Here is a 26,795-nt window from a genome sequence, read left to right as displayed (position 1 = left end):
AGATGAAAACCCTGCTCGTGACGGCGGCCAGCGCCCTCGCGCTCGCCGCCTGCGGCTCGGCGGAAGTGGCTTCGCCCGGCGAAGGCAACTTCGGCAACGGCGGCAACAACGGCGGCAACAACGGTGGCGGCAACACGCCGGCCCCCGGCACGCCCGCTGCGGATTGCCCGACCGGCCTGGCCAATGTCGGCACCATCGCCAACGGCTCGCTGCGCGTTTGCCAACTGCCGCAGCAGATTCTGGGCAACCTCAGCCTGGCCGTCCGCGCCGGCACCATCTATTCGATCAGCGGCCGCACCGAGGTGGGCACCGACCGCGGCATCGATCCCGCCTCGACCACGGGCACGCAGGGCATCCTGACCATCGAACCGGGCGTCAAGATCTTCGCCTCCAGCGGCGGTGACTACCTGCTGGTCAACCGCGGCTCACAAATCTACGCCGAGGGCACCTCCACCAAGCCGATCATCTTCACCAGCCGCCAGGACGTCGAGGGCACGGCCACGGCGACCTCGCAAGGTCAGTGGGGCGGCATCGTCCTCGCCGGTCGCGCACCCCAGGCCAACTGCCAGCTGACCGCGCCGGTCACCTGCACCGGCCAGGTCGAGGGCACCAACGCCTTCTACGGCGGCAATACGGCGACCGACAACTCGGGCCGTCTGCGTTATGTGCAGATCAAATATTCCGGCTTTGAAATCTCGACCGGCAACGAGCTGCAGGCCCTGACCCTGGCCGGCGTCGGCTCCGGCACGGTTCTGGAGTACATCCAGTCCTACAACAGCTCCGACGACGGCATCGAGATCTTCGGCGGCAACGCCAATCTGAAGCACATCGTCATCAACGGCGCTGACGACGACGGTCTGGACACCGACACCGGCTGGCGCGGCGGCGCCCAGTTCGGCATCGTGACCCAGCGGGCCCCGAACTCCACCAGCCGCTCCGCCGGTTTCGAGTTCTCGTCGGCTCCGTCCTCGACGCCTTATGCTTCGCGCTATCTGTCGCAGCCGAAGATCGCCAACTGGACCCTGGTCGGCCGTAACGCCCCGACCGACGCCCACACGGTCATGCACTTCGACACCGGCACCAACCCGACCCTGATCAACATCGTCGCCACCTCGACGACGGGCTCGGTCGCCGGCTGCTTCGACATCGCGGACGCCGACACCCAGACGAGCTTCGACGGGGGCACGACGCCTTCGCTGCGCTCCATCTACATGTCCTGCTCGATCTCCTACCGTCCGGCCAACGTCGCCCGTTCGACGGCGGTGTTCACCAACGCCCGCAACACCAATGTGACGGCGGCGGGAACGTCGACCCTGACGGCCCCGGCTTCCGGCACGACCATCGCCAACCAGAACCTGGCCTTCATCAACGGCGCCAATGAGAACGCCGTGACGGCGATCGATCCGAAGACGGTCTACAGCTTCTTCGACAGCGTGAACTACATCGGCGCTGTGCGGAACGCCCAGGACACCTGGTGGCAGGGTTGGACCTGCGGCCTGACGGCCGGCTCTCCCTGCTGATCCCGACGGCGCCGGCGGCGGCCTTTGAAAGGTCGCCGCCGGTTCTTCGCGTTTCCTGACCCCTTCAAGGCGCAGACCATGAACAGACTTTCTCTGACCCTGAGCGGGGTCCTTCTCGCCACCAGCGCGCTGATTGCGCCCGGCCTGGCGTTCGCCCAAGCCGCACCTGAAACCGCCCCGACGGCCCAGAATCCGGCCCAGACCTCGGCGGAACAAGTCGATCAAGAGCCCGCCGAAGTCGGCGAGATCGTCGTCCTGGGGCGCTATATCCCCGAGCCAAACCGCGAAAGCTCTGAAGTCGCCGCCTTCCTGACCTCGGAAGACCTGGAGCGCACCGGCGACAGCAACGCCGCCGCCGCCCTGACCCGCGTCACCGGCCTGTCGATCGTCGAGGGCCGGTTCATCTACGTCCGCGGCCTGGGCGAGCGCTATTCGTCGGCCCTGCTGAACGGTTCGCCACTGCCCAGCCCCGAGCCTCTGCAACGGGTCGTGCCCCTGGACCTGTTTCCCTCCAGCATCCTGGACGGCGTGACGGTTCAGAAGACCTATTCGCCCAACTTTCCCGGCGAATTCGGCGGCGGCGTGATCGATCTGCACACGATCGACGCCCCGAACGAACCCTTCTTCAACATGAAGCTGTCGCTGGGCGGCAACACGGAATCGACGGGCAAGGAAAGCCTGATCTACTACGGGTCGCGCACCGACTTCACCGGCTTCGACGACGACACCCGCGACGTGCCTGGCGCCATCCGCATCGCCTTCGACCAGGGCAAGCAGATCAACACCGCCAACTTCTCGGCCGCCCAGCTTCAGGCCATGGGGCAGTCGTTGGAGAACGCCCCGCTTCGGCTGTTGCAACGCGAGAAGACCCCGATCGACGGCGGCGTCGAGCTGGCCGGCGGGTTCTCGCAGGACACCGGCCTGGGGACGCTGGGCCTTATCGCGGTCGCCGGCTACGACAACAGCTGGCGCGCCCGTCGCGGCGTTCAGCAAGAGGGCCAGTTCCAGGGCGACGCCCTGGAGGTCTCCTCTTCCTATGACGTCGAATCGAACCAGAACGACATCCGGTTGAACATGCTCGGCGGCCTGTCGCTGAAGACGGTCGATCATGAGCTGAAGTGGACCAACCTGTACGTCCGCAACACCACCAAGGAAACCCGTTCGGCCGCCGGCCCGGACTTCGACGCGGGCGGAAGCGTCATCCGCAACGACTATACGGAATGGTTCGTGCGCCAGCTGTTCACGAGCCAGCTGGCTGGCGAACACCAGTTCATGGACGGCGCTTTGGAGATCGACTGGCGGGCCGCCTACGCCAAGACGTCGCGGGACGCGCCCTATGAGTCCCGCTTCCAATACGGCGTGGACGCCGCCGGCGACTACATCCACAACGTTCAGGGCAATCTGATCTCGTTCAGCGAACTGGACGACGACATCGTCTCGGGCGGCGTGGATGTGGCTTACACCCTGCCGTTGTCCTCGATCCGCGAGGCGATCATCAGCGCCGGCGTGGCCTCGTTCGACAACAATCGCGAAGCCACCCGTCACGATCTGCAGTTCGAAGCCGTCAACGGCCTGACCGACAGCCAGCGTCACGCGCGGGTCGATTATCTGTTCTCGGACTACAACATCAATCCGAACACGCTGCAGCTGCGCGAAATCGCCGGCAGCAACGGCGCCAGCGCCTATGACGCCGAGCTTCAGGTCAATGCGGCCTATGCGATGATCGATGCGGAAATCATCCCGCTGGTCCGCACGACGGTCGGCGTCCGTTTCGAGGACGGGCAGCAGAGCGTCACCCCGCGCGACGTTTTCGGCGGCGCCTCGACCTATAAGGCCACCGAAATCGAGGAGCAGTATTGGCTGCCCTCCTTCACGGCCACGTGGAACTTCGCTGAGGATCAGCAACTGCGGTTCGGCGCGTCCAAGACGATCGGTCGCCCGCAGTTCCGCGAACTGGCCCCCCAGGCCTATACCGATCCGGAAAGCGACCGCATCTTCATCGGCAACCCCTACCTGGTGGACACCGAACTGCTGAACCTGGACGCGCGATACGAATGGTACTTCGCCCGCCAGCAGTTCATCACCGCCGGCGTCTTCTACAAGGACATGGACAAGCCGGTTGAATCCGTCATCGTCGATGTCGGCAACCAGCGCCAGCAGTCCTTCCTGAACGCGCCCAAGGCGACCATCATGGGCGCCGAGGTCGAGGTGAAGAAGTATTTCGAGTTCCCCGACCAGCCCATGCCCTTCATCGCCAACAAGCGTTGGCTGGTCCAGGCCAACTACACCTACTCCGACTCTGAGGTGAAGGTGAGCTCGGGCGATACGGTGCTGACCCTGGGCGGCGCCGGTACGCCGGAACAGGCTTCCTTCTTCATTCAGGACGGCAGCCGTCTGCAAGGCCAGTCGGATCACGTCGCCAACCTGCAACTGGGTTGGGAAGACGATACGGCACGGTCGCAGGCGACGATCATCGTCAACTATGTCAGCGATCGCATCACCGCCCGCGGCGCCGGCATCGGTTCGAGCCGCGAACCGGACTTCATCCAGGAGCCGGGCGTCCTCCTCGACTTCGTGTATCGCAAGGACTTCACCGTCATGGACCGCGACATGGGCTTCGCCCTGGAACTGCGGAACCTGCTGGGAACCGACTTCGACGAGTACCAGGAGCGGGGCGCCAAGATCCGGGTCAACAACTATGACCTGGGTCAGAGCGCCTCGGTGAGCCTGACCGCGCGCTTCTGATCCGTCAGAACCGCAAGCCATCGACGGCCGGGAGGCGAACGCCTCCCGGCCGTTTCGATCTAAATGTCCGTACACAGTGGAACTGTCACGAGAAGTTATCCGCGTCTTCACACTTCGGTGAGGCCCGCATACGGACGATTGTTCTACACGCCATTCGCGGCCGTCGGGGGCCGGCACGGGCTTGGCGTCGTGATTGCTGACATCCGCAACCTCAGCCTCTCCGCCGCCCTGGACAGGGGGCGTCGTCTGCCGCTGCGCCGCCTCGTGGAACTCCTTCTGATCGCCCTGCTGCTGGTGCAGGCCGGCCGTCTGATCTGGCTGTTCGCCGCGCCCAGGCCCCAGGCTGAGGCGCCGGCCGCCGCCGCTGCGGCTAGGCCTGTCGACGTCAGCATACTGTCGCGGTTTGACGCCTTCTTCCGCACCGGAGGGCAGGGGGGCCTGGCCGGCGCCTCGGGCGCGGAGGCCAGTCAGATGCGTCTGTTCGGCGTCCGCGCGGGCGGCGTGGGCGGCGGCTCGGCCATCATAGGCCTGGCTGACGGGCGTCAGATTTCCGTCGGCGTCGGAGAGGAGGTCGAGCCCGGACTGGTGTTGCAGTCTGTCGCTCCCGACTTTGTGACCCTGGCGCGGGGCCAGTCCCTGACCCGGTTGGAGTTTACGGATGCGCCTGCCGGGGCCGCGTCGCCCCCGCCGCCGCCCTCGACCCCCCAGATCGTGACCCCGCCCGCCGCTTCCCCCGCCTCGAACGCGGCCGCAGCCGCAGTCGTCAATCCCCAACGCCTGATCGCTCAGGCCGCTTTGCGCCCAAGGCTGCAGGGGCTGGGCGTCAAAGGCCTGACCGTCTCGTCCGCCGGAGACGGGTCGGAGCTTCGCAGCGCGGGTCTTCAGGCGGGCGACGTCATTCTGTCGGTCAACGGCGTGGCCCTGAACAGCCCTCAAGCGGTCGGCGCCCTGAGAAGTCAGCTGGCCGACGCTTCCTCTGCCGAAATCCAGTATGAGCGCGGGGGGCAGACCCGCACCACCACCATAAGGACGCGACCATGACCGTCTCTCTGCGCCACCGGCTGATGCGCTCCGGCGTCGGGGCGCTGGCCCTGGTTCTGGCTTTTCAGGCGCCGGTCGCGGCCTCGCCGGTCCTGGCCCAGGAGGCGCGCCAGACCCTGAACGTCCAGGGCGCCGACATTCGCGCCTTCATCCAGGACGTGGCCCGCACCACCGGCCGCACCTTCATCGTCGACCCGGCCGTGACCGGTACGGTGACGGTGACCAGCGAGCGTCCGCTGGGTCGGGCCCAACTGTTTGAAGTCTTTTTGTCCACGCTGCGGGCCAACGGCCTGGTGGTGACGCCGACCCAGTCAGGCGCCTATCGGATTAGTCCCGCCCAGGGCGCGGCCCAGGGACCGTCCACCGTCGGGGCCGAGCGGTTCTCGACCGAGGTCTTCCAACTGCGCAACATCGACGCGGCCTCGGCTGCGGAGACTATTCGGCCCCTGGTCGGGGCTCAGGGCCAGGTTCTGGCCAATCCGGGCGCCAACAGCGTGGTGGTGGCCGATTTCTCGGACAATCTGGCGCGCATCCGCTCGCTGATCGGCCGGATCGACGTGGATCGGTCCAGCTATGAGGTGGTCGCCCTGGAGAACGCCTCCGCGCGCGAGATCGCCGGGGTGCTGCAACAGGTGATGGCCGCGCCCGGGGGCGGGCAGGGCATGGTGACGGTCACGCCGGTCGAAAGCTCCAACTCCATCGTCCTGCGCGGCGACGGCCAGGCCCTGGCGCGGGTGCGCGGCCTGATCCATGACCTGGACGGCCGGTCGAGGGCGAACCAGGATGTGAACGTCGTTTTCCTGGAACACGCCAACGCCGAGCAGCTTCTGCCGGTGTTGCAACAGGTGGTGGGCCAGCCCGTGACGGCCTCCAACAGCACGAGCCAGGGCTTGCGCACCGCCGCGACCGGATCGACGACCAGCGCCTCCAGCGGCCTGTCGCGCGCCGCCGCCAGCTTGGGGAGCGGAGACGCCGAGGGCGGCGCCATCGGCTCGTCCTCCGTCACCGCCACCGGCCAGCGCGCCACCATCGCCCGCTTCCCCGGCGCCAACGCCCTGGTGATCTCCGGGCCGGCCGACATGCAGCGCACCTTGGCCGACGTCATCCGTCGCCTGGACGTGCGCCGCCAGCAGGTGCTGATCGAGGCCATTGTGGTCGAGCTGAGCGACAACGCCGTGCGCGAACTGGGCGTCCAGTGGCTGTACGGCGGGGAGAACGGCGTCGGCCTGACCAACTATACTGACAACGCCACCCCGTTGGTGAAAATGGCCGGCGGCGCCTATGCGGGGCAGCTGGACGAGGACGATCCTCTGCGCGAACAGCTGCAGACCCTGGCCCTGAACAGTCTGGTGGGCGCCAACGGCTTCGTCGGCGGCGGCGGGTTCGAGGTCGGAGACGGCCTGTTCGGCTTCATCATCAATGCGGCCAAGACCGACAAGGGCTCCAACCTGCTCCAGACCCCGTCCATCATGACGCTGGACAACGAAGAGGCCACCTTCCTGGTCGGACAGGAGGTGCCGATCACCACGGGCCAGACCCTGCTGGACGGAAACTCCAACCCCTTCACCACCACCGACCGCAAGGACATCGGGGTGCGGTTGACAGTCAAACCTCAGATCAACGCCGGGGGCTCCATCACCCTGACGCTGCGTCAGGAGGTGTCGGCCATCAATGGCGGCCTGACCAGCAGCACGACGGATTTGGTGTTCGACAAGCGCGAGCTGCAGACGACCCTTGTCGTCGATGACGGCGACATTGCGGTGGCCGGGGGGCTGCTGGACCAGAACGACATCATTCAGGCGGACAAGATCCCCGGTCTGGGCGACCTGCCGGGAGTCGGGGCCCTGTTCCGCTCGAACAGCCGTCAGCGCGGCCGAACCAATCTGATGGTGTTCCTGCGCCCCACCATCATCCGCACCCGCGAAGAGGCCCAAGGGTTGGCTGCCGACCGTTGGGGCTATATCCGCGACCAGCAGCAGGCGGTTCAGCCGGATCGCGAGCCCAGCCTGGACGCTCTGGTGCGGGACTATATGCGGACCCAGGCTCCGGCCGCCCCGGCGACGGGCGAGCCGATGGTGATCGCGCCCACCGGCGTGACCGCGCCTGTGGCCCCGGTCGAGGCCGCGCCCCTGCCGTCGGCGGGATATTGACGCCATGATCACCTTGGTCGGCCCAAGCCTGCCCTACGGCTTCGCCAAACGGCACGGCGTCCTGCTGCTGGACGCCGGCGATGTGGCGCGGGTGGGTCTGCGCGAGGGCGCCGACCCCAAGGGACTGATCGAGGCGCGGCGGGTGCTGGGTCGGCCGCTGGCGGTTGAGCCCCTGAGCCAGGCCGCCTTCGACCGGCAGCTGTCCGAGATCTATGCGGGCGATCATCTGGCGGCGGCGGACGGCGAGGATCTGGACATGCCTGCCGGTCTGGACAGTCTGATCGACGACATCCCGGCGGCCGCCGACCTCCTGGACACGGCCGACGACGCCCCGGTCATCCGGCTGATCAACGGAATCATCGCCGAGGCGGTGCGGACCGGCGCCTCGGACATCCATCTGGAGACCTATGAGAGCGCGCTTCTGGTGCGGATGCGGATCGACGGTTTGCTGCGCGAGGCCCTGAGCCTGAATCCGCGCATCGCGCCGCTTCTGGTCTCGCGGATCAAGGTCATGGCGCGGCTGGACATCGCCGAGAAGCGGGTGCCCCAGGACGGCCGCATTCCGTTGGCCCTGGGCGGCAAGACGCTGGACGTGCGGGTCTCGACCCTGCCGTCGCGCGGCGGCGAACGGGTGGTGATGCGGATTCTGGACAAGGATCAGGCGGGCCTGACCCTGGACCGCCTGGGCATGGCGCCCGACGCCCTGGCCGCCTTCCGCGCGGCCCTGGCCGAGCCGAACGGAATCATCCTGGTCACCGGGCCGACCGGTTCGGGCAAGACCACCAGCCTGTATGCGGGCCTGGCCCTGTTGAACGACCAGACGCGCAACATACTGACAGTCGAAGACCCGGTCGAATACGCCATCGACGGTGTCGGCCAGACCCAAGTCAACACCAAGGTCGGCATGACCTTCGCTGCGGGCCTGCGGGCCATTCTGCGCCAGGACCCGGACGTGGTCATGGTGGGCGAAATCCGCGACGTCGAAACCGCCGCCATCGCTGTCCAGGCCGCCCTGACCGGCCATCTGGTCCTGTCCACCGTCCACACCAACGACGCGGCGGGGGCGGTGACGCGTCTGCGCGACATGGGGGTGGAGCCCTTCCTCCTGGCCTCGACCCTGCGGCTGATCGTGGCCCAGCGGCTGGTGCGCCGTCTGTGCGAACACTGTCGCATCCCCGAGGTCGCCGACAAGAAGACCGCCAAGCTGATCGGCGCCAAGGCCGGGGTCACGGTTTGGCGCCCGCAGGGGTGCAGCCACTGCGGCGGCTCCGGCTATATCGGTCGGATCGGCCTTTATGAGGTGATGAAGGTCGGCAACCGCCTGCGTCGCCTGATCGCCGCTGAGGCGGACGAGGACGCTCTGGTCGCCGCCGCCTTCGATGGGGCGGGAACCCTGGGGCATCGGGCGCGGGCCCTGGTGCTTGAGGGTGTCACCTCGGTCGAGGAGGCGGTGCGCGTGGCTCGCCAGGAAACGGCGGCCGACCCGGCGGAGGCGGCCTGATGGCGGGCTTCGACTATGTCGCCGTCGATGCGGTCGGCCGAACCGTGTCCGGCGCCCTGACTGCGGCGGACGAGACGGCGGCGAGGGGACAGTTGAGCCGTCGCGGCCTGATGGCGTTGGAACTCACGCCGGCTCGTGTCGGGTCGCGGGGCGAACGGCCCCTACAGGGCGGCGCCGGCGTCCGTCTGGGGGCGAAGACCTTGGCCCTGACGACCCGGCAGCTGGCGACGCTGATTTCCGTCTCTCCGGTCGAGGAGGCGCTTCGGACGTTGGCCCTCCAGGCGGATCGGCCGGCCGTGCGTCGCGTGCTGGAAGGCGTTCATGCCGGGGTGATGGAGGGGCGGCGGTTGTCCGACGCCATGTCGGTGCAGGGCCGCGCCTTTCCGCCGCTCTACCGGGCCATGGTCTCGGCCGGCGAACAGTCCGGCGCACTGCAACCCATTCTGGAACGGCTGGCTGACGGGCTGGAACGCGACCAGCAGGTGCGGGGCAAGGTGATCACGGCGATCGTCTATCCCGCCGTCTTGGCGGTGGTAGCGTTGGGCGTCATCGCGGTGCTGATGACCTTTGTCGTGCCCAAGGTGGTCGATCAGTTCGAAAGCATGAACCAGACCCTGCCGCTGTTGACCCGGATGGTGATCGGCCTGTCGACGCTGATGCGGCACTGGGGCTGGCTGCTGATCCTGATCCTGGCGGCCCTGATCGGCGGGGGCGTGGCCGCGCGGCGCCATCCTGCAACCCGTCTGCGCATGGATGAGGCGATGTTGAGATTGCCCGTCATCGGCCGGCTGACGCGCGACCTGCACGGCGCGCGCATGGCGCGGACCTTGTCGACCATGATTCAGGCCGGCCTGCCCGTGCTGGAGGGGCTGACGATCACTGCTCGCACGGTGTCGAACCGGGCCCTGAGACGCGCGACGGAGACCATGGCCGAGGCCGTGCGCGAGGGCGGGGGCCTGTCGGCCGCCATGCGCCGCGCCGGCGTCTTTCCGCCGCTGCTGGTCTATATGACCGCTTCGGGCGAGAGCAGTGGCCGGCTGGAGCCCATGCTGGAGCGCGCCGCCGACTATCTGGAGCGAGAGTTCGCCACCTTCACCGCCGTGATGCTGAGCCTGCTGGAGCCGGCCATCATCGTCGTCATGGGCGGGGTGGTGGCCCTGATCGTCCTGTCGATCCTGCTGCCCATTCTTCAGATCAACACCCTGGCGATGGGGTGAGGAGCGTTTAGTGATGACTTCAGAAAATCAGAACAAGAGACGGAAACGTCAAGGTTTCACCCTGGTCGAGCTGATGGTGGTCATCGTCATCATCGGCCTGTTGGCGACGGTCGTGGCCATCAATGTCCTGCCCAGCCAGGACCGGGCCATGGTGGCCAAGGCCAAGGCGGACATCGCGGTTCTGGAACAGGCGATCGAAACCTATCGGCTCGACAATCTGAACTTCCCCACCGATCAGCAGGGGCTGCAGGCCCTGGTGTCGGCGCCGGTCGGCCTGGCCCAGCCGGAACGCTATCGCCAGGGCGGCTATGTGCGTCGTCTGCCCGAAGATCCTTGGGGCAATCCCTACCGCTACCGCCGCCAGAGCACGCACGGCCAGCCGTTCGACGTCTTCTCCCTGGGGGCGGACGGGAAGGAAGGGGGCGAGGGCAATGATGCGGACCTCGGCAACTGGCAGGGCTGACCGCGCTCAAGCAGCGCGCCGCCGTGCGGCGAGCGGTAGCGCCAAAAGAAAAGCCGGTTTCACCCTGGTCGAGCTGATGGTCACGATCGCGGTGATCGGGCTGGCGGCTGGGGCGGTGGTGCTCTCCATGCCCGATCCTCGACCGGCCGTCGGGGTGGAGGCCGAGCAGTTCGCCGCTCGGCTGGCGCGCGCCCGAGAGGAGGCCATCATGACCAACCGTCCGGTGGCGGTCGAGGCGGACGCATCCGGCTATCGGTTCGCGCAGTTCGACGGGACGGCCTGGACGCCGCTGAACGGCGTCTTCACGCCTCGAACCTGGGCGGAGGGCGTCGCGGCGCCCGCCGGCCCTGTTCGCATCGTCTTCGATCCCACGGGAATCGCCGATCCGGCGCAGGTTCGGCTGAGCCGTGACGAACAGGTCCGCACCATCTCGATCGACGGCGCGGGCGAGGTGTCGATCAATGGTTGAGGCCGTCCGATCGTCAGCGGCGGGCCGCGCCGGCTTCACCCTGATCGAGATGCTGGTGGCGTTGGCGGTCTTCGCTCTTGCGGCGATGGCCCTGTTGAATCTGTCGGGAGAGGCGACACGCTCGGCGGTCCGGCTGGAAGCCCGGACCCTGGGCGGGGTCGTCGCTGAAAACGTGGCGGCAGAGGCCATGCTGGCGTCCAGCCTGCCGACCGGTGAAACCTCAGGCCAGGTCGAGCTGGCGGGCCGCGTCTGGCGCTGGCGGCGGGTGGTGACGGGAACCGAGGTTCCCGGCCTGGGCCGGATCGACGTTCGCGTCTTCACCGACGAAGGCCAGGTCGCCGACCGGGTCCTGTTCCGCGCGGCTGCGGCATGAGGCGCGTGCGCCACAGGCTTGGGAGGCAGGGCGGCTTCACCCTGGTGGAGGTGCTGGTCGCCCTGGCGATCTTCGCCCTCCTGGCCGGGGCGGGCGCCCTGGTGCTGAGCCAGACGATCGACACCCGGTTCGCTCTGCGCGCCGAGACCGACCGGATCGGCGATCTTCAGCGCATGCGCGCCCTGTTGAAGGCCGACCTGGCCCAGGCTGCGCCGCGCCGCGTTCGCGCCCCGACCGGGCGGCCTCTGCCGCGCGCCCTGATGGGGCAGGAGCAGCCCGGCGATCCGATCCTGAGTCTGGTTCGGAACGGCTGGTCCAATCCCGGCCAGGCCCCGCGGGCGTCGTTGCAGCGGGTCGAATATCGGGTGGTGGAGGGGCGTCTGGAGCGGCGGGTCTTCCCCTATCTGGACGGCGCGCGCCCGGGACCGCCTCAAGTCCTCTGTCGCGGGGTCAAGGACGCCGCCGTGACCTTTATTCAGGACGGGTCGGAAGCCCAGGCCTTCATCACCTCCAGCGACCGACCGCTGCCCGATGCGGTTCGTATCGTCATGACCCTGGATGGGGTGGGACGGCTGGAGCAGCTTTTTCTGGTCGCATCGGCATGAGGCGGGGGCGGACGTCGCGCGAAGGGATGGCCCTGCTGACCGTCCTGCTGCTGGTGGCCGTCATGGCCGCCGTGGCGGTCGTCCTTCTGGACGACGTGCGCTTTTCCGTGCGCCGCACCACCAACGCCGACGTCCAGGCCCAGGCCCAGTGGTACGCCGCCGGGGCCGAGAGCCTGGCCCGTCGCCAGATCGCCGACCTGATCAAGGCCGATCCGCTGCGCACCCCTCTGGAGCCGCGCTGGAACGGCCGGGTGCTGAACTTCCCGATCGAAGAGGGGGCGATCCGCGCCGTCGTCACCGACGGTCAGGCCTGTTTCAACCTGAACTCGCTGGTCTATGGCCAGAGGGAAGATCTGTTCGCCCGGCCCGAGGGCGCGGCCCAGTTCATCGCCCTAGGGGCCGCCCTGGGGGTGTCGCGCGCCCGGATGGCCGCCGCCGCCGCCGCCCTGACCGACTGGATGGACGCCGATGCGGAGGCCGCGCCGGGCGGGGCCGAGGACGCGCGTTACGCCGGCCTCGCCACGCCCTACCGGACCGGCGGAATCATGCTGGCCGACGTCAGCGAGATGCGGGCGGTCGCCCACATCGACGCCGGTCTCTATGATCGGCTTCGACCCTATGTCTGCGCCCTGCCGACGGCCCAACCGGCCAAGTTGAACGTCAACACCTTGACGCCGGATCAGGCGCCGCTTCTGACCATGCTGACCGGGGGCGCGGTCGGGGTTCAGGGCGCGCGGGCCGCCATCGCCGCCCGACCGCGCCAGGGCTGGGCCTCTACGGACGCCTTCTGGGGGCAGCCGGCCCTGCAAACCTATTCGCCGGATGATCAGACCCGTGAGCAGGTGACGCTGGTCACGCGCTATTTCGATCTGACGGTCGACGTCGACTATGCGGGCGGTCGCGCCGTCCGAACCGCCTTGATCCACGCCGCGCCCGACGGCGCGGTGCGCACCGTCATTCGCCGCTGGACCCCTGAAGAATGAGCCAGACCCGTATCGTCATCATCCCGCCGGCCGCCTCCATGCCCGCGCCCTTCCTGACCTTCGACGAAGGCGGGCGGGTGTTGCAGCGCGGGTCGCTGTTGCTCGAAGACCCCCAGACGACGCCCGATGTCCGCACCGTCGCCGTGGCGCCGGGCGCTGATGTTCTGGTGCGCTGGCTGGATCTGCCGGTCGGCGGCGCGGCTCAGGTGCGGGCCGCTGCGCGCTGGGCCTTGAAGGACGAACTGGCCGGCGATCCCGAAAGAACGGTCGTGGCCGTGGCGCCGGCGGCGCGCGGCGAAGAGACCGCCCCACGACTGGTCGCCGCCGTCAGCGCGGGTCTATTGGAAGCCTGGATCGACTATCTGGCCGCCCTTGGGGTTCGGCCGGTCGCGGTCACGCCCGACTGTCTTCTTGCGCCGCCGCCGTCGGGCGATGAACTGGTCGCCGCCGCCTTCGGCGGGGATACGGCCCTGCGGGGTGAAGGCTTTGCGGCCACAGTGCAGTCCGATCTGGTGGCCCTGATCGCCGGCGATCGCCGCCTGGTGCGGATCGAGGACGCCGAGACCCTGGAGCGCTGGCTGGCCGCCGCCGCCGTCGCGCCGGCCGTCGATCTGCTGTCGGGCCAGGAACGCAAGCGCGAACCGGGCCGGGGCGACTGGCGTCTGGCGGCGACCTTGGCGGCGGCCCTGCTGGTCTCGCCCCTGATCCTGACCGCAGCGGGCGGCTTGCGCGATCAGGCCGCAGCGCGGGACGCCGAACGCCGGACCCTGGCCCTGATCGAGGCCCGGCTGCCGGAGGCGGCCGGCGCCCCCGATCCCGTTCAGGAGGCGCGTCGGCTGATCGACGTCGCGCCGCCGCCGGGCGGGCTGGCGGCGGTTTCGGCGGCCTTGTTCGCGGCGGTCGAACAGGTGGATGGGGCCGAACTGGACAGTCTCAGCGCCGGGCCCGGCAAGGGGGTGCGGGCGACGCTCAGCTATCCCGCCTTTTCGGATCTGGACGCGATCCGTGCGGCCCTGACCGCCTCTGGGCTGTCGATGACGGACCAGTCCACGGTCGAGGACGGCGGTCGGGTAGTCAGCGAAGTGATCATTGGAGGGATGCAATGAACGGCCTGATCGCTCAAGCCGCCGCCTGGTGGGACGGCCGCACCTTGCGCGAGCGGCGCATGCTGACCGTGATGGGCGTGGCGATCGCCGCCGTCCTGGCCTGGTTGCTGATCGTTCGGCCGCTGGCGAGTTGGCGCGATGAGGCCGCGCGGACGCGCGCGACGGCCGAGGCCGAACTGACGGCCATCGAGCGCGGGACGGGGAGCCTGGCCGTCGGCGAGGCGAAGGCAGGAGAGGTCGACGTCTCCGCCGCCGTCGCCGAGGTCGAGGCGGCGACCGGATTGACGCCCCAGATGGGGATGTCGGCCGAGGGGGGGCTGGGGTTCAGCCTGACCAATGTGTCGACCACCGCCGCCTTCGGCTGGCTGGCGGCCCTGCATGACCGGAAGGTCGAGGCGACGACCCTGAATGTGGTCGAGAACGCCGACGCCACGATCAGCCTGGAAGGGACGCTGACCGCCGCGCGGTGAACCCGCCGCGCCGTGAACCCGCCTCGTCAGCCGCGCGTCAGGGTCTCAAGCCGCAGCAGTCGGTCGCCGGCGGTGATGAACAGGGTGCGGCCGTCTTCTCCGAAGGTGCAGTTGGCCGCCGCGCCCGCCGTGTCGATCAGACCCAGGCTGCGGCCGTCCGGCGTCAGCACATGGACGCCGCCCGGACCGGTGGCGAACAGGCGTCCGTCCCGATCGACCGCCATCCCGTCCGGCAGGCCCGGCGCCGAAGGCCCCGCCAGGGCGGCGAAATCCTTGAACACCCGGCCGCCCCTGATCCCGCCCGCGCCGTCCAGCTCATAGGCCATCAGGACCGGTCGCGCCGGATCGGAGACCGAGACATAGAGGGTGCGCTGATCCGGGGACAGGGCGACGCCGTTGGGGAAGGTCAGATCATCGACCAGACGATGCACGTCGCCATCGGGATCGAGCCGGTAAACGCCGTTCTCCGCCATCTCCTTCAGCGGCGAACGGTCCATGTCCTTGAGACCATAGGGCGGGTCGGTGAAGAAGATCGCACCGTTCGACGCCTGGACCAGATCATTGGGGGAGTTGAACCGCGCGCCGCGGTAATGGGTCGCCAGCAAGGTCTTGACCTGGGTCGCCAAATCCACGCGGGCGATCGCCCGATTGCCGTGATCCGCCATCAAAATCGTCCCCGCCGGGCCGACGATCAGGCCGTTCGACCCCGGCTCGCGGAAGACCGACGGATCGGGCCCGTCATAGCCGGACGGCGCCATGAAGACCGAGAGACCTTCCATCCGCGACCAACGATGGATGCGGTTCTCCGGCACGTCGCTGAAGAGCAGATAGTCCCCGTCGGCAATCCAGACCGGGCCTTCGGACCAGGTGAAGCCCGACGCCAGACGCTCGAGCCGCGCATCCGGAGCGACCACCCCGTCTAAGGCTGGGTCCATACGGCGGACACCGCCCGCTGTCACGGCGAGGGAGGAGCAGCCCGCAGCGGCGAGACCGCCGACGAGCACCAGACGACGAGAAGCAGGCAAGACGCACTCCTGAAAAGAGCGGACACTGTAGCGATCCTCAGGTCCAAGGCCATCCGTCTTCAAAGAAGGGGAATGGTGCCGGTTGCAGGAATCGAACCCGCGACATCCAGTTTACAAATTTCCCACATGAAGTCTTTTCAGGACTTTGCAGTGCTGTTCAATCTAGCCGATAAGTCCAATCATGGCAAGGGCTTAGTTGTCTCTACGCGCTTCATTTGTTAGCATGAAGTTTCACTGATTTGTGCCCCCGGCGTGCCCCCAAATGAGCGGGATACTCATGCCATGCCGAGGCTGGTTTTAACGGATAAGGCGGTGGCTTCGGCGAGGGCCGAAGTCGGCCAGCGTCTGGAACTCTGGGATCTTCGGACCCCCGGACTCTGCCTCAGGATTTCCGGCCAGGGCGCCCGAACGTGGATATATCGATACAGAACGCCCGACGGCCGTCAGCCGCGGTACACCATCGGCAAGATGCCCTCGATCAGTCTGAAGGACGCCCGAGATCGGGCCATTGAGCTCGACAGGGATGTTGCGCTCGGCGGCGATCCTGCAACGGTGAGGCGTGCAGCTCGTGTTGAAGTCCACGATGCCATCCGGACGTTCGACGACCTTGCAGAAGCCTATTTCGCGGCGTGCGTCTCCGGGGAATGGAAACCGAAGGGCAAGCGCAAGAAGTCCCACGTGATCGCGGGTGAGAAGGATCGCCTTCGCCTTCATGTTCAGCCGGTTTTGGGAAAGCTTCCCTACGGCTCGGTGACACGCCCCGACGTCAAGGCACTCCTTCGAGGGATGATCGCCAAGGGGATCGGAGTGCAGACCAATCTCACACAGGCCATCATTCGTCAGATCTATAACTTCGCGATCAGCGACGACCTCGTCCTCGTCAATCCTGCGACGGGCTTCGCGCCGTTCGCCGATAGCGTCCCGAGATCGCGTATCTGGTCGGACGAGGAGCTGACGGCGCTCTGGCGCGCGCTCGACGACCCGACGGGTCTCATGGACGAGGAAGGTCGGCCCATCCATGTCAGCGAAGCCATGCGGATCGCGATCAAGCTTCTGACGATGCTCGGACAACGCCGCGCCGAGGTCGTTGGAATGGAGAGGCGTGAGCTCGACTTCGCCGCGAAGACCTGGCTGATCGATTCAAAGCGGATGAAAGGCAGCAGGGCCCACATGGTCCCATTGCCGGAGGCGGCTATTCCACTCATCCGTCGGGCGATCGAACTGGCGGATATCGACCGCAAGGAAGCATCCGCCTACGTATTTCCCACGGACCGGAAGGCCGACCGCGCCGTTCATCCCGAGAGCGTCACCCACGCCCTGACACGGCTCAAGGTCGGGCTTGGGATCAAGGGGCCGACGGTCCACGATCTTCGCCGGACGATGAGCACCAATATGACGAGCGAACGCTGCGGCGTGACGCCTTTCATTCGCTCGAAGGTTCTGGGGCACCTCGATGCCGGAGGAGGGGCGCAGGTGTCCTCGATCCACTACGACTTTGAGGCGCCCCCCTCTGGTCCCTCGATCATTATGAGAGTCCAGGGGGTTGATAGCCGATCTGCTTCGCCGACGGGAGCGGCCGTGCGGCGGAGCTGATCAAGTTGCGCAGCCGAACGGCCGCGGGGTTCAGGCGCACCGCCTCCGGGGTCAGTCCCCCGTGCGCCGAGTGCGGCCTGACGTGGTTGTAGTCGATGCGCCAGCGCTCGATGACGGCGCGGGCCTCGGCCAGGGTGGCGAAGACCTCCTCGTTCAGACACTCGTCGCGGAGCCTGCCGTTGAAGCTTTCGACGAAGCCATTCTGCTGCGGCTTGCCCGGCGCGATGTAATGCCAGGCCACGCCGGTGCGGTTGGTCCATTCCAGGATGGCCCGGCTGGTCATCTCGGTCCCGTTGTCGCTGACGATCATGGCCGGACGCCCGCGTCGGGCGATCAGCCGGTCCAACTCGCGCGCCATGCGTGAGCCGCCGATCGAGGTGTCGACCACCAGAGCCAGGGCCTCGCGCGTGAAGTCGTCCACGATGCACAGGATGCGGAAGCGTCGGCCCCACGACAGACTGTCGGCCACGAAGTCCAGCGACCAGCGCTGGTTTGGGCCGTCCGGCAGGGCCATGGGCGCACGGGTTCCGGTGGCCCGCTTGCGGCCCCGTCGCCGTCGCACCGCCAAGCCTTCCTCCCGATAGAGCCGGAACAGCCGCTTCTTGTTCATGCTGAGGCCCTCCCGTTGCAACAGAATGCCCAAGCGCCGGTAGCCGAACCGGCGGCGCTCAGCCGCCAGGCTGCGCAGGCGCTCGCGCACCTCCACATCGCCCTGTTCAGGCTCGCGACGCACCGTCTTCGGATCGATCTGAACCAGCCCGCAGGCGCGCTTCTGGGAGAAGCCGCGCTCCGCCATCAGACGAAGCACGGCCGCTCTGCGCGCTGCAGGCCCGATCAGTTTTTTCCCAGAAGATCCTTCAGCGCCGACACGTCCAGCATCGACTCCGCCAGCAGCTTCTTCAGCCGCCGGTTCTCGTCTTCCAGCGCCTTCAGCTTCGTGGCGTCCGACACGCTCATGCCGCTGTACTTCGCCTTCCACCGATAGAAGGTCTGCTCGCTGATCCCGTGCCTTCGGCATACCTCCGCCGTCGGGCTTCCGGCCTCCTGCTCGCGCAGCACGCCTATGATCTGCGCTTCGTTGAACCTGCTCTTCTTCACGTCCGTCTCCTTGATGAAACGGACTCTCACTCAAAACGAGGGATCAGGAAGGGGGCGCCTCAGTCCGGATATCGAAGTCCTGGGTTTGTGGTGGTTCGTGTCGCTCGTATGGCTCGCCGGCCGGGGCCACTCGCTTTCGCCAACGCCAAGCCCGGATGTCACTGCTAGGGTATTGCGCTAGGTAGAGGTGTCCGCGGGAGTCGTAGGCAAAGCAAAAACCGCATCGCTACAGAGCGTCGAAAGCCAGTTGTCCCGGCTACGGGCTAGGCTGTCGCCCCCCATTTGAATCACATGAACTGCTGTGAACAGCGTTGGAGTGATTGATAGTCAATAATGTTTTGTGCCCCCGGTGTGCCCCCGGAACTGTCTTCTGCAAATTTTGCAGCGCTAAGTCATTGAAAAGATGGTGCCGGTTGCAGGAATCGAACCCGCGACATCCAGTTTACAAAACTGGCGCTCTACCAACTGAGCTAAACCGGCCGCGTCCGTATGACGGAACTGCGCGCCTTATGCGGACGGATCGCGCCGGACGCAAGACGCCTCGCGCGGCATCAGTCCAGGGCGGCGGCGATCCTGTCCGCGAGAGGCTGAAGCGTCGCCGCATCGGCCATGGGGGCGTGACCGTGGCCCTTCATCGGTCGGTCCGCCCAGCGCGGGATGATGTGGAAATGCAGATGGAAGACTGTTTGGCCGCCGGCGTCGCCGTTGAACTGCATGATCGACAGGCCGTCTGGCGACAGCGCCTTTTCCACCGCGCGCGCCGTGCGTTGAAGCGCCGCCGTCATATGGGCCAAGACGTCGGGCTCGACCTCTAGCAGGTTCCGCGCCTGGGATTGTTTGGCGATGATCAGGACGTGGCCCTCCGACTGAGGAAAGACGTCCATGAAGGCCAGAACATGGTCGTCCTCCCAGACCTTCACCGAGGGCAGTTCGCCGCGAAGGATTTTGGCGAAGACATTGTCTGGATCATAGGCGCCGTGAAGGCTCATCTGCAGTCTCCGTGTCGGGTCGTTCCAGGAATCTAGCAGGCGCGACGGATCGAGGGGAGCCTTTTGCCGCGATCGCGCGTTATGGTGACGCTTCCAGCCCTGAGGACATCATGATCCGCTTCATCATTCAGGCCGTCGTCACCATGATCGGCCTTTGGCTGTCGGCCCAGGTGGTGCCCGGCGTCGCCTTCACCAACAACGGCTCTCTGATTGCGGCCGCCCTGATTCTGGGCCTGGTCAATGCGGTGGTGCGGCCTTTCATGGTGATCATCACCTTCCCCATCACCGTCGTGACCCTGGGCCTGTTTCTGCTGGTGGTGAACGCCGCCATGATCGGCCTGACCGCCATGTTCCTGGGCGGTTTCACCGTGAACGGCCTGTGGGCGGGGATCGGCGCCGCCATCGTGACGGGCGTGGTCAGCTGGATCGCCGGCGCCTTCATCGGCGACGAGGAAAAGCGCGGCTGAAGCCGCGCGGTCCAGCCTCAGTCACAGGCGGAGGAAGGCGCAACCCTCTGCGTCGAACAGATGGACGTCTGCGGGCGCCGCCGACAGGCTGACGGTTTCGCCGACCGTCAGACGGCGCTCGCCGGGCGTCTGGACCGTCAGGGTCTCGTCAGAGGCGGGATGTATCAGATGGGCCATGGTGACTGCGCCCAGGGTTTCGACGAACAGGACCTGGGCCGACAGGCTGTCGCGACCGCCGTTCAGGACGATATGTTCGGGCCGTATTCCCAGGGTGACGGCGGCGCCCGGCTGGGCGGTCGAGGCGTCCACCGCCGCCCGCACCCTTTCGCCTCCAGCCGTCTTGACGACTGCGCCTTCTTTCGAAGCCTCGACGATCTCGGCCTTCAGAAGGTTCATCTTCGGGCTGCCGATGAATCCGGCGACGAACAGACTGGCCGGATGCTGATAAAGCGCCATCGGCGCCCCGACCTGTTCGATCCGTCCCCCGTTCAAGACCACGATGCGGTCCGCCAGGGTCATGGCCTCGACCTGATCATGGGTGACGTAGATCATGGTCGTCTTAAGCTCGCCGTGCAGCCGCGCGAACTCGTAGCGCATCCGCACCCGCAGTGCGGCGTCCAGGTTGGAAAGGGGCTCGTCGAACAGAAACACCTGGGGCTCGCGCACAATGGCGCGGCCGATGGCGACGCGCTGCCGCTGGCCGCCGGACATGGCCTTGGGTTTGCGGTCCAGATAGTCGGTGATGCTCAGGGCCTCGGCCGCCGCGCGCACGCGCCGATCAATCTCGCCCTTGTCGGTCTTGGCCAGTTTCAGTCCGAAGGCCATGTTTTCATAGGCCGTCATGTGCGGATAAAGGGCGTAGGACTGAAAGACCATGGCCACGCCGCGATCCGAGGGCGACAGGTCGTTGACGCGGCGGCCGCCGATCCAGACGTCTCCCGTCGTCGCCTCTTCCAGCCCGGCGATGGTCCGAAGCAGGGTGGATTTGCCGCATCCGGACGGGCCGACGAAGACGACGAATTCGCCGTCCGCGATCTCCAGATCGACGCCCTTCAGCACCTCTACGGCGCCGAACGCCTTCTTCACGTCAATCAGACGGACGTCCGCCATGCTTCTTCCCTAGGTCGCTGCGTTTTGGCCCACCGTAACCGGTTACATGGCGGGATCAATGGGCGAGGTTTGGTTCGGCTGTCGTAGTGGCGCAAATCTGCAAAACTGCAAAATCGAGTCTTCACAAGCCGCGCGGTGTCGGTAAAACCCCCGGCTGGGACCACGGGGAAGACCGATATGACGAAGCGCAGACTCTGGATGGCGACCGCCGCCGCCGCCGGCTGGGCCGTCGCCGCCGCGGGCGCGGCCCAGGCGCAGCAGCCCGCTCAGGTGCAAGAGGTCGTGGTGACGGGATCGCGTCTGGCCGGGGGAGATCGGGTTGCGTCGGTGGAAACCGTGAACCGCACGGTGATCGCCGCCGCCGGAGTAGGCGATGCGGGTCAGCTCACCCGGCTCGTGACGGCCAATTCGGGTTCTGAGGCGCAGGTCGATCAGCTGAATCAGCCGCAAAGCTCGGGCACGGCGCAGTTCAATCTGCGAAACCTCGGCCTGGGTTCGACCCTGGTCCTGGTGGACGGCCAGCGTTGGACCTCCAGCGCCGTGGTCGCCACCGACGGTTCGGCCTTCGTGGACATCAACGCCCTCGTTCCCCTGATCGCCCTGGAGCGGATCGAGGTGGTCAAGGACGGCGCCTCGGCCGTCTATGGATCGGATGCGGTCGCCGGGGTCGTCAACTTCATCACCCGCACCGCGGTCGATCATCCGGAGTTGAGCGCCCGTTACGCCTCAGCCGACGGATCGGACGAAACCCTGGTCCAGGGGCTGGGCGGCTGGACGCTGCTGGGCGGCGATCTGACGGTCGCGGCGTCCCGCTTCCACCGTTCGGCCCTGAGCACGGATGAAAGGGATTTCGCCCAGGCGCAGACCTATGGCCGGGCCCCTTGGACCGCCGTGACCAGCTACGGCCAGCCCGGCTCCTATTACCGGCCCAGCCGCCGCGCCTATTCGCCCGATCCGAGCTGCGGCGACCCCGCCTTCCAATCCGCCTATCTTAACTCAGCGTCCGACGCCTTCTGCCGGCTGGACTATTCGGACTTCTTCGACCTGGCGCCGGAAGAGACGCGGACCCAGGTTTTCGCCGATTATCGACGCCCTGTGGGGGACATGCGCCTGTCCTTGCAGGCGGCGGGCTCGGCCAGTTCGACCACGGCGCGCCAGACGCCGTCCCTGCCCATTCTGGCGCGGTCCCTGAGCGTCCCGGCGTCCCATCCCGACAATCCGTTCGGAGAAGACGTCCTGTTTCGCGGTCGGCTTCTCGGCGCCGAGGCAGGGGCGTCGAAGGCTCAGTTCGACTATCGCACCTGGCGGGTCGCCGCAGGGCTGGACGGCGATTTCTCCGGCGGCTGGCGCTGGAGTCTGGCCGCCACGGCCAGCCGCCAGCACGTCGCCTATGACAAGCCGGACGTGATCGGCAGCGCCCTGCAGAACGCCTTGAACGGCCTGGGCGGTCCGGGGTGCGACCCGGCGACCGGGACGCCCGGCGTCGGCGCCTGCCGATATTTCAACCCGTTCGGAAGCGCCTATCTGGGGACCGGCGCGCCCAATAGCGCCGCCCTGATCGACAGTCTGATCGGCTCTGCGGGTCTGCGCGGCGCCGCCAGCCTGACGACCGCCGACGCCTCGACCTCGGGTCAGGCCCTGGGCTGGGACGGCGGCTCTCTCGATCTCGCCCTGGGGCTCCAGTATCGCCGCAGCGCTTTCCGCCACGACTGGAACGACCTCGTCAACCGCGGCGACCTGCTGACGGCCGGCTATTCGCCGGACTTCGACGGCGACCAGCAGGCTTTGGCCGCCTATGCCGAGGCGCGTCTGCATCTGGGAGACCGGATCGAGGCCCAACTGGCCGGCCGCTATGAAGCCTATGACGGGGAAGGCCGGTTCAATCCCAAGGCGGCCGTTCGCTGGGAGGTGGTGGACGCCCTCGCCCTGAGGGCGTCCTGGGGCCAGGGCTATCGGGCGCCCTCGGTCTACGCCCAGTCCGGCGCTCAGGCGGCGCAGCCTTCGGTGCTGGATCGCGGCGCCTTCGTCTTCGTCAACACCCTGACTTCCGGCGATCCGGAGCTGAAGCCTGAGAAGTCGGAAAGCCTGACCTTTGGCGCGCAGTGGCGTCCGCTGGACGGGCTGGAGCTGTCCCTCGACGCCTGGCGGTTCGACTATAGAGATCAGGTGGTCAAGGAATCGGCCCAGGCTGTGATCAACCAGGCGGCGGCCGATGATTTGGCGGGACGGACGGGTACGGACGCCCAGTCGCGTCTGACCCGGTCCGCGAGCGGGGCCCTGACCTTCGTTCAGCTCTATTTCATCAACGCCTCGTCGATCGAAACCGAGGGGGTGGATCTGTCGGCCCGCTACGGCCGCGATCTTTGGGGCGGACGGGCGTCGGCGGCGGCGGACTGGACCTATGTCGATCGCTACGACATCCGCCTGAATGCGAGCGCCGACGCCGTGTCCGGCGTGGGGTCCACCAATCTGACCAACATCGGTCGATCCTTGCCGCGCAATCGGGGAGAGTTGGTTCTGGACTGGCGCGACGGAAGGCAGGCTTTGACCGGCCTTGTTCATTATACGGCGGGCTACGCCAACGACCGCAGCGGGATCACCGACGCCTCGATCGCCAGCCAAACGACCATCGACCTGCTTTACACCCGCTCCGTCGGGACCGACATCGACCTGACGTTGGGCGCGGTCAATATCGCCGACAAGGCCCCGCCTCTGGCCCAGTTCGCCTTCGGATACGACCCCGTCGTGGCCGACCCACGTGGTCGGGTGATCAGTCTGGGCTTTACCAAGCGCTTCTGACTGCTTCCGACCCATCTGGCGCGGCCTTCTTTCCTCGGCTAAGGCGCGGGGTGAAGGAACTCGCCATGACCCCGACGCTTTACGGCATACCCAACTGCGACACTGTCAGAAAGGCGCGCGTCTGGCTGGAACAGCATGGCGTCGATTATGTTTTCCACGACTATAAGAAGGCGGGGATCGATCCCGTGCGCCTGGGCGGCTGGGTCGATGAACACGGCTGGGAGGCGGTGCTGAACCGCGCCGGCACGACCTTCAAGAAGCTGCCAGATTCCGACAAGGCGGGCCTGAACCGAGACAAGGCCGTCGCCCTGATGATCGCCCAGCCGTCGATGATCAAACGGCCCATCCTGGACCTGGGGGATCGGCGGCTGGTCGGGTTCAAGCCAGAGCTTTACGCCCAGGCCTTCAGTTGAAGGCGACGGTCGCGGCGACCCCGAAATGGTCTGACGGATATTCTCCGCCGGTGGGCTGAACCCCGAACAGATGGGCGGCGGCGGGGGTGAAGAAGGTCCGCTCCACGAAGATGTGGTCGATGACCCGGTTCGGGTGCCCCTTGGCCGGATTGAGGGTCGTCTCGGCCGCGCCGGCGGGCAGGGCGCTGGTGAAACGCGGGCCGGTCAGAGCCGCCAATCCCGGATCGTCCTGGGCGGCGTTGAAATCACCCATGACGATCAGCGGCGTCCCGTCCTGAGGCAGCCAGGACAGCAGATGACCGATCTGGCGGGCGCGCACGGCTCCGGCGTCCTGCTGCCAAGCCAGGTGGGTCACGACGACGTCGACGGGCCGGCCGCCGACGGACAGGCGCAGACGCAGGGCCGTGCGATAATCGTCCAGGGGCTCCAGCCGCACCGAATCGCGCGCCAGTACGGGCAGGCGAGTCAGAAGCGCGCTGCCGTAGCGGCGCCGCGCGCCTTCGGGATCGGTGGAGACGAAGGCGACCTGATAGCCGCCCAGTTCGCGCGCCAGGGTTTCGGCCTGATTTTCCAGCCCCTTGTCCGCGTCCTCCAGCACCTCCTGCAAGGCGATGACATCGGCGTTCTGAGCCCGGAGAGCCGCGATCAGAAGCGGCCGCCGCGCGGGCCAGTTCCCCATGTCGTGCCAGATGTTGAAGGTCGCCAAGGTCAAGGACGCGGTCGGCTCTGGAGCGGAGGACCGTCCGCCCAAGCCGCCGTCGGACGCGCAGGCGGCGAGCGGCGCGGCGGCGAGGAGGACGCGGCGTGAGATCAAGACCGTCTTCGCCTCAATCTTCGACATCGGTGACCGGCCGGTCGTGGCCGTCCGCCGTTTCAGTCACCCAGCGACCGTCGGCCGTTTCATATTCGATGGCGGCGTTCTCGTCCGGAACCTTCTGTTCCCGCGAGGCCTGGACGGCCGCGGCCTTGGCCGCCTCATGCGTGGGATAGGTTTCGGAATAGGTGTCGCCGACCCTATAGGCCCAGCCCCCGTCGTGTTCGACGATCCGGTAGACGACATGGGCCATGGGGCGCTCCTTAGAATGACAATGAAGACGACCCTAGCGGCCTCGGCCGGATGCGTCAGCCGCCTTCATGAGACAGCTTACCGATATTTCATCTGGGTTTCCGCATCCGTTTGCGCGGGCTGACGCCTCTTGTGATCAGAAGGCCGCCGCATCAGGCTGTCACAACGGATCAAAGAGAGTCTGTCATGGAACTGACACCCATCTTCATCGTCTTCATCGTCTTCGGCTCCATCGTCGCCGTGATCGTGGGCCCCTCCTATCTGAAAAGCCGCGAGCGCACCGAGATGCAGCTGACCGTCCGCCATGCTGTGGACAAGGGCCAGACGCTGCCGCCCGAACTGATCGACGCCATGACCAAGGACGTGCAGAAAAGCCTGCCGTCGCGGACCAAGGACATTCGCAAGGGCGTTCTGAGCCTGGCGGCCGGAGCAGGCTTGGCCGGTTTCGCGCTGATAATCGGTTCGGCGCACCGCGACTTTGGCTCAAACGGCCAAGAAGTCTTGCTCGGTCTGTCCTGCATCCCCGCCGCGATCGGGATCGCCTTCATCATCCTGGGCTTCTTCAACCCGAACAAGGCCTGACGTCGACCGGAGGGGGACGTCATGAGCAAGTCCTTACGCGATCTGCACGACGTGGAGCTGGCCGCCCAGGCGGCGGCCGGCGGACGGCGGGAATATGGCGAACTGGTCCGGCGGCACGGTTCGGCGGTTCGGGGGCTGCTGCGCCGCATGGGCGCGGCGCCGTCCCTGGCCGACGACGTCGCCCAGGACGCCTTTCTGCAAGGTTTTCAGCGCTGTTCGGAATTTCGGGGGCAGGGGACCTTTGCGGGCTGGATCAAGAAGATCGCCGCCCGCCTCTATCTGAAGCGCGTCGCCCGCGAAGCCCGCTATGTAGCCGAGGCTGAGGCCGATGAGGCGGCGCCGGCTCAGGATCAGGCCGGCTCCATGGATCTGGACGAGGCGCTGAGGACCCTCAGCGAAACGGAAAGGGTCTGCGTGTCCCTGTGCCACGGCGCGGGGATGTCTCACCCGGAGATTGCGGCAGCCATGAATTTGCCACTCGGCACGGTGAAGTCACATGTCAAACGTGGTCTGGATAAACTCCGCGCGCGGTTGCAGCCCGTGGCGGCGGACGGGAGGTCGCTCCATGTCGGCTGACGAATTCGATCCGATGATCGAGCGCCTGTTTTCGCGCACTCCGACCCTGGCGGATGAGGCGCTGTTCGTGGCCACCCTGCAGGCCCGGCTGGAGAAGCGGTCGCGCTGGCGCGGTCTGGCTCTGACGGCGGCCGGCTTGGTCGGCGGCGTCCTGGCCGTGCGGGAGGGCGTGAACTTCAACTTCAGCGGCGACCCCGACACGACCCTGACGCAGGGGGTGCGGACCGCCGCAGCCGCGGCCCAGGGCGCGGCCCAGACCGGCTTGGACAGCCTGGGACTTGGGTCGATCGACCTGATGGGCGGCTCAGGCATGCTGGCCTTCTGGATCGCGGCGGGCGCGGTGGCGGCCCTGCTGGCGGCGGGAGCTGTGAAGCTGTCGCAGGACGTCTGAGGGTGACTTGCGTCTTCGGCGCGCCTATCTGACGCCCCTCAGG

Annotated in this window: 26 protein-coding genes and 1 tRNA gene; 20 read left to right on the top strand and 7 right to left on the bottom strand. The window is 67.2% G+C overall.

The features are described from left to right. The first annotated feature begins 2 nt into the window (after nucleotides 1-2). The 13 genes from ACW178_RS11790 to ACW178_RS11730 all read left to right on the top strand — a co-directional run bounded on the left by ACW178_RS11790 (nucleotide 3) and on the right by ACW178_RS11730 (nucleotide 14,643). On the top strand, nucleotides 3-1,520 hold the full coding sequence (locus ACW178_RS11790) for a beta-helix domain-containing protein (protein WP_492024591.1): 1,518 nt from the start codon (nucleotides 3-5) through the stop codon (nucleotides 1,518-1,520). A 78-nt stretch (nucleotides 1,521-1,598) separates the two neighbouring features. Further along, nucleotides 1,599-4,265, top strand: coding sequence for a TonB-dependent receptor domain-containing protein (locus tag ACW178_RS11785; RefSeq protein ID WP_287105445.1), 2,667 nt, complete (start codon nucleotides 1,599-1,601; stop codon nucleotides 4,263-4,265). Between the two features lie 189 nt (nucleotides 4,266-4,454). After that, nucleotides 4,455-5,306, top strand: coding sequence for a type II secretion system protein N (locus ACW178_RS11780; protein ID WP_492024590.1), 852 nt, complete (start codon nucleotides 4,455-4,457; stop codon nucleotides 5,304-5,306). Further along, the gene (gspD, locus tag ACW178_RS11775) at nucleotides 5,303-7,456 is read left to right on the top strand and encodes a type II secretion system secretin GspD (protein WP_054766048.1); all 2,154 of its coding nucleotides are present in this window, start codon (nucleotides 5,303-5,305) and stop codon (nucleotides 7,454-7,456) included. Before ACW178_RS11780 ends, gspD begins: the two co-directional genes overlap by 4 nt. A 4-nt stretch (nucleotides 7,457-7,460) precedes the next feature. Beyond that, a complete protein-coding gene (gene gspE, locus ACW178_RS11770) occupies nucleotides 7,461-8,957 on the top strand; it encodes a type II secretion system ATPase GspE (protein ID WP_492024589.1) in 1,497 nt (498 codons plus the stop codon). After that, nucleotides 8,957-10,174, top strand: coding sequence for a type II secretion system inner membrane protein GspF (gspF, locus tag ACW178_RS11765; RefSeq protein WP_287106337.1), 1,218 nt, complete (start codon nucleotides 8,957-8,959; stop codon nucleotides 10,172-10,174). Before gspE ends, gspF begins: the two co-directional genes overlap by 1 nt. Before the next feature lie 13 nt (nucleotides 10,175-10,187). Beyond that, complete coding sequence (gene gspG, locus ACW178_RS11760) at nucleotides 10,188-10,637, top strand: type II secretion system major pseudopilin GspG (RefSeq protein ID WP_287106339.1); 450 nt, start codon at nucleotides 10,188-10,190, stop codon at nucleotides 10,635-10,637. 76 nt (nucleotides 10,638-10,713) lie between these two features. Continuing rightward, complete coding sequence (locus ACW178_RS11755) at nucleotides 10,714-11,106, top strand: GspH/FimT family pseudopilin (RefSeq protein ID WP_233455792.1); 393 nt, start codon at nucleotides 10,714-10,716, stop codon at nucleotides 11,104-11,106. Continuing rightward, on the top strand, nucleotides 11,099-11,479 hold the full coding sequence (gene gspI, locus ACW178_RS11750; RefSeq protein ID WP_183217090.1) for a type II secretion system minor pseudopilin GspI: 381 nt from the start codon (nucleotides 11,099-11,101) through the stop codon (nucleotides 11,477-11,479). Before ACW178_RS11755 ends, gspI begins: the two co-directional genes overlap by 8 nt. After that, complete coding sequence (gene gspJ / locus ACW178_RS11745) at nucleotides 11,476-12,084, top strand: type II secretion system minor pseudopilin GspJ (protein ID WP_492024588.1); 609 nt, start codon at nucleotides 11,476-11,478, stop codon at nucleotides 12,082-12,084. The genes gspI and gspJ overlap by 4 nt, the downstream gene beginning before the upstream one ends. Before the next feature lie 26 nt (nucleotides 12,085-12,110). Further along, nucleotides 12,111-13,067 (top strand): type II secretion system minor pseudopilin GspK, encoded by a 957-nt coding sequence (gspK, locus tag ACW178_RS11740; protein WP_263596074.1) that lies wholly within the window; start codon nucleotides 12,111-12,113, stop codon nucleotides 13,065-13,067. Beyond that, nucleotides 13,064-14,173, top strand: coding sequence for a type II secretion system protein GspL (gene gspL / locus ACW178_RS11735; protein WP_287106344.1), 1,110 nt, complete (start codon nucleotides 13,064-13,066; stop codon nucleotides 14,171-14,173). The genes gspK and gspL overlap by 4 nt, the downstream gene beginning before the upstream one ends. Beyond that, on the top strand, nucleotides 14,170-14,643 hold the full coding sequence (locus ACW178_RS11730) for a type II secretion system protein M (protein ID WP_182714991.1): 474 nt from the start codon (nucleotides 14,170-14,172) through the stop codon (nucleotides 14,641-14,643). The genes gspL and ACW178_RS11730 overlap by 4 nt, the downstream gene beginning before the upstream one ends. 26 nt (nucleotides 14,644-14,669) lie before the next feature. Here ACW178_RS11730 and ACW178_RS11725 read toward each other — a convergent pair whose 3' ends face one another. Then, a complete protein-coding gene (locus tag ACW178_RS11725; protein WP_287106346.1) occupies nucleotides 14,670-15,668 on the bottom strand; it encodes an SMP-30/gluconolactonase/LRE family protein in 999 nt (332 codons plus the stop codon). Between the two features lie 282 nt (nucleotides 15,669-15,950). Here ACW178_RS11725 and ACW178_RS11720 point away from each other — a divergent pair, with 282 nt between their 5' ends. Next, nucleotides 15,951-17,261 carry a tyrosine-type recombinase/integrase gene (locus tag ACW178_RS11720; RefSeq protein WP_492024587.1) on the top strand — a complete coding sequence of 437 codons (1,311 nt, stop codon included), beginning with the start codon at nucleotides 15,951-15,953 and terminating at the stop codon, nucleotides 17,259-17,261. Here ACW178_RS11720 and ACW178_RS11715 read toward each other — a convergent pair. The 3 genes from ACW178_RS11715 to ACW178_RS11705 all read right to left on the bottom strand — a co-directional run bounded on the left by ACW178_RS11715 (nucleotide 17,194) and on the right by ACW178_RS11705 (nucleotide 19,348). Further along, a protein-coding gene (locus ACW178_RS11715) for an IS3 family transposase (RefSeq protein ID WP_191559183.1) occupies nucleotides 17,194-18,359 on the bottom strand; the annotation gives its coding sequence in 2 pieces (ribosomal slippage) (nucleotides 17,194-18,101 and nucleotides 18,101-18,359; 1,167 coding nt in all). The two genes, ACW178_RS11720 and ACW178_RS11715, sit on opposite strands and share 68 nt — an antisense overlap. A 404-nt stretch (nucleotides 18,360-18,763) precedes the next feature. Then, nucleotides 18,764-18,839 (bottom strand) — tRNA-Thr (locus ACW178_RS11710). 71 nt (nucleotides 18,840-18,910) lie between these two features. Continuing rightward, entirely contained in the window at nucleotides 18,911-19,348 is a 438-nt protein-coding gene (locus ACW178_RS11705; RefSeq protein WP_228184339.1) for an HIT family protein, read from the bottom strand. Between the two features lie 110 nt (nucleotides 19,349-19,458). Between ACW178_RS11705 and ACW178_RS11700 the strand changes: the two genes are divergently transcribed. Then, nucleotides 19,459-19,815, top strand: coding sequence for a phage holin family protein (locus ACW178_RS11700; protein ID WP_183217244.1), 357 nt, complete (start codon nucleotides 19,459-19,461; stop codon nucleotides 19,813-19,815). Nucleotides 19,816-19,836: 21 nt separating this feature from the next. On the opposite strand, the gene ACW178_RS11695 is transcribed toward ACW178_RS11700, so the two are convergent. Next, a complete protein-coding gene (locus ACW178_RS11695) occupies nucleotides 19,837-20,925 on the bottom strand; it encodes an ABC transporter ATP-binding protein (RefSeq protein WP_287104631.1) in 1,089 nt (362 codons plus the stop codon). A gap of 177 nt (nucleotides 20,926-21,102) precedes the next feature. Here ACW178_RS11695 and ACW178_RS11690 point away from each other — a divergent pair, with 177 nt between their 5' ends. Both ACW178_RS11690 and ACW178_RS11685 read left to right on the top strand, forming a co-directional pair. Next, nucleotides 21,103-23,724, top strand: a complete 2,622-nt coding sequence (locus tag ACW178_RS11690; RefSeq protein ID WP_492024586.1) for a TonB-dependent receptor domain-containing protein — start codon at nucleotides 21,103-21,105, stop codon at nucleotides 23,722-23,724. A gap of 65 nt (nucleotides 23,725-23,789) precedes the next feature. Next, on the top strand, nucleotides 23,790-24,137 hold the full coding sequence (locus ACW178_RS11685; protein ID WP_287104627.1) for an ArsC family reductase: 348 nt from the start codon (nucleotides 23,790-23,792) through the stop codon (nucleotides 24,135-24,137). Here the strand turns inward: ACW178_RS11685 and ACW178_RS11680 are convergent. Both ACW178_RS11680 and ACW178_RS11675 read right to left on the bottom strand, forming a co-directional pair. Next, the gene (locus ACW178_RS11680; protein WP_287104625.1) at nucleotides 24,130-24,951 is read right to left on the bottom strand and encodes an endonuclease/exonuclease/phosphatase family protein; all 822 of its coding nucleotides are present in this window, start codon (nucleotides 24,949-24,951) and stop codon (nucleotides 24,130-24,132) included. The two genes, ACW178_RS11685 and ACW178_RS11680, sit on opposite strands and share 8 nt — an antisense overlap. 13 nt (nucleotides 24,952-24,964) lie before the next feature. After that, on the bottom strand, nucleotides 24,965-25,204 hold the full coding sequence (locus tag ACW178_RS11675) for a DUF2188 domain-containing protein (RefSeq protein ID WP_054766033.1): 240 nt from the start codon (nucleotides 25,202-25,204) through the stop codon (nucleotides 24,965-24,967). A 185-nt stretch (nucleotides 25,205-25,389) separates the two neighbouring features. Here ACW178_RS11675 and ACW178_RS11670 point away from each other — a divergent pair, with 185 nt between their 5' ends. From ACW178_RS11670 to ACW178_RS11660, 3 genes are read left to right on the top strand one after another with little or no spacing between them, the layout of a single operon-like run. Next, on the top strand, nucleotides 25,390-25,785 hold the full coding sequence (locus tag ACW178_RS11670) for a DUF6249 domain-containing protein (protein ID WP_054766032.1): 396 nt from the start codon (nucleotides 25,390-25,392) through the stop codon (nucleotides 25,783-25,785). Between the two features lie 21 nt (nucleotides 25,786-25,806). Next, nucleotides 25,807-26,361, top strand: a complete 555-nt coding sequence (locus ACW178_RS11665) for an RNA polymerase sigma factor (protein ID WP_152950553.1) — start codon at nucleotides 25,807-25,809, stop codon at nucleotides 26,359-26,361. After that, the gene (locus ACW178_RS11660; protein ID WP_054766030.1) at nucleotides 26,351-26,752 is read left to right on the top strand and encodes a hypothetical protein; all 402 of its coding nucleotides are present in this window, start codon (nucleotides 26,351-26,353) and stop codon (nucleotides 26,750-26,752) included. The genes ACW178_RS11665 and ACW178_RS11660 overlap by 11 nt, the downstream gene beginning before the upstream one ends. Nucleotides 26,753-26,795: the final 43 nt, after the last annotated feature.

The organism is Brevundimonas sp. AVps4 (assembly GCF_058681525.1).
Note: the sequence above shows the minus strand (reverse complement) of the source record. Positions and strands in the feature narration are given on the sequence as shown.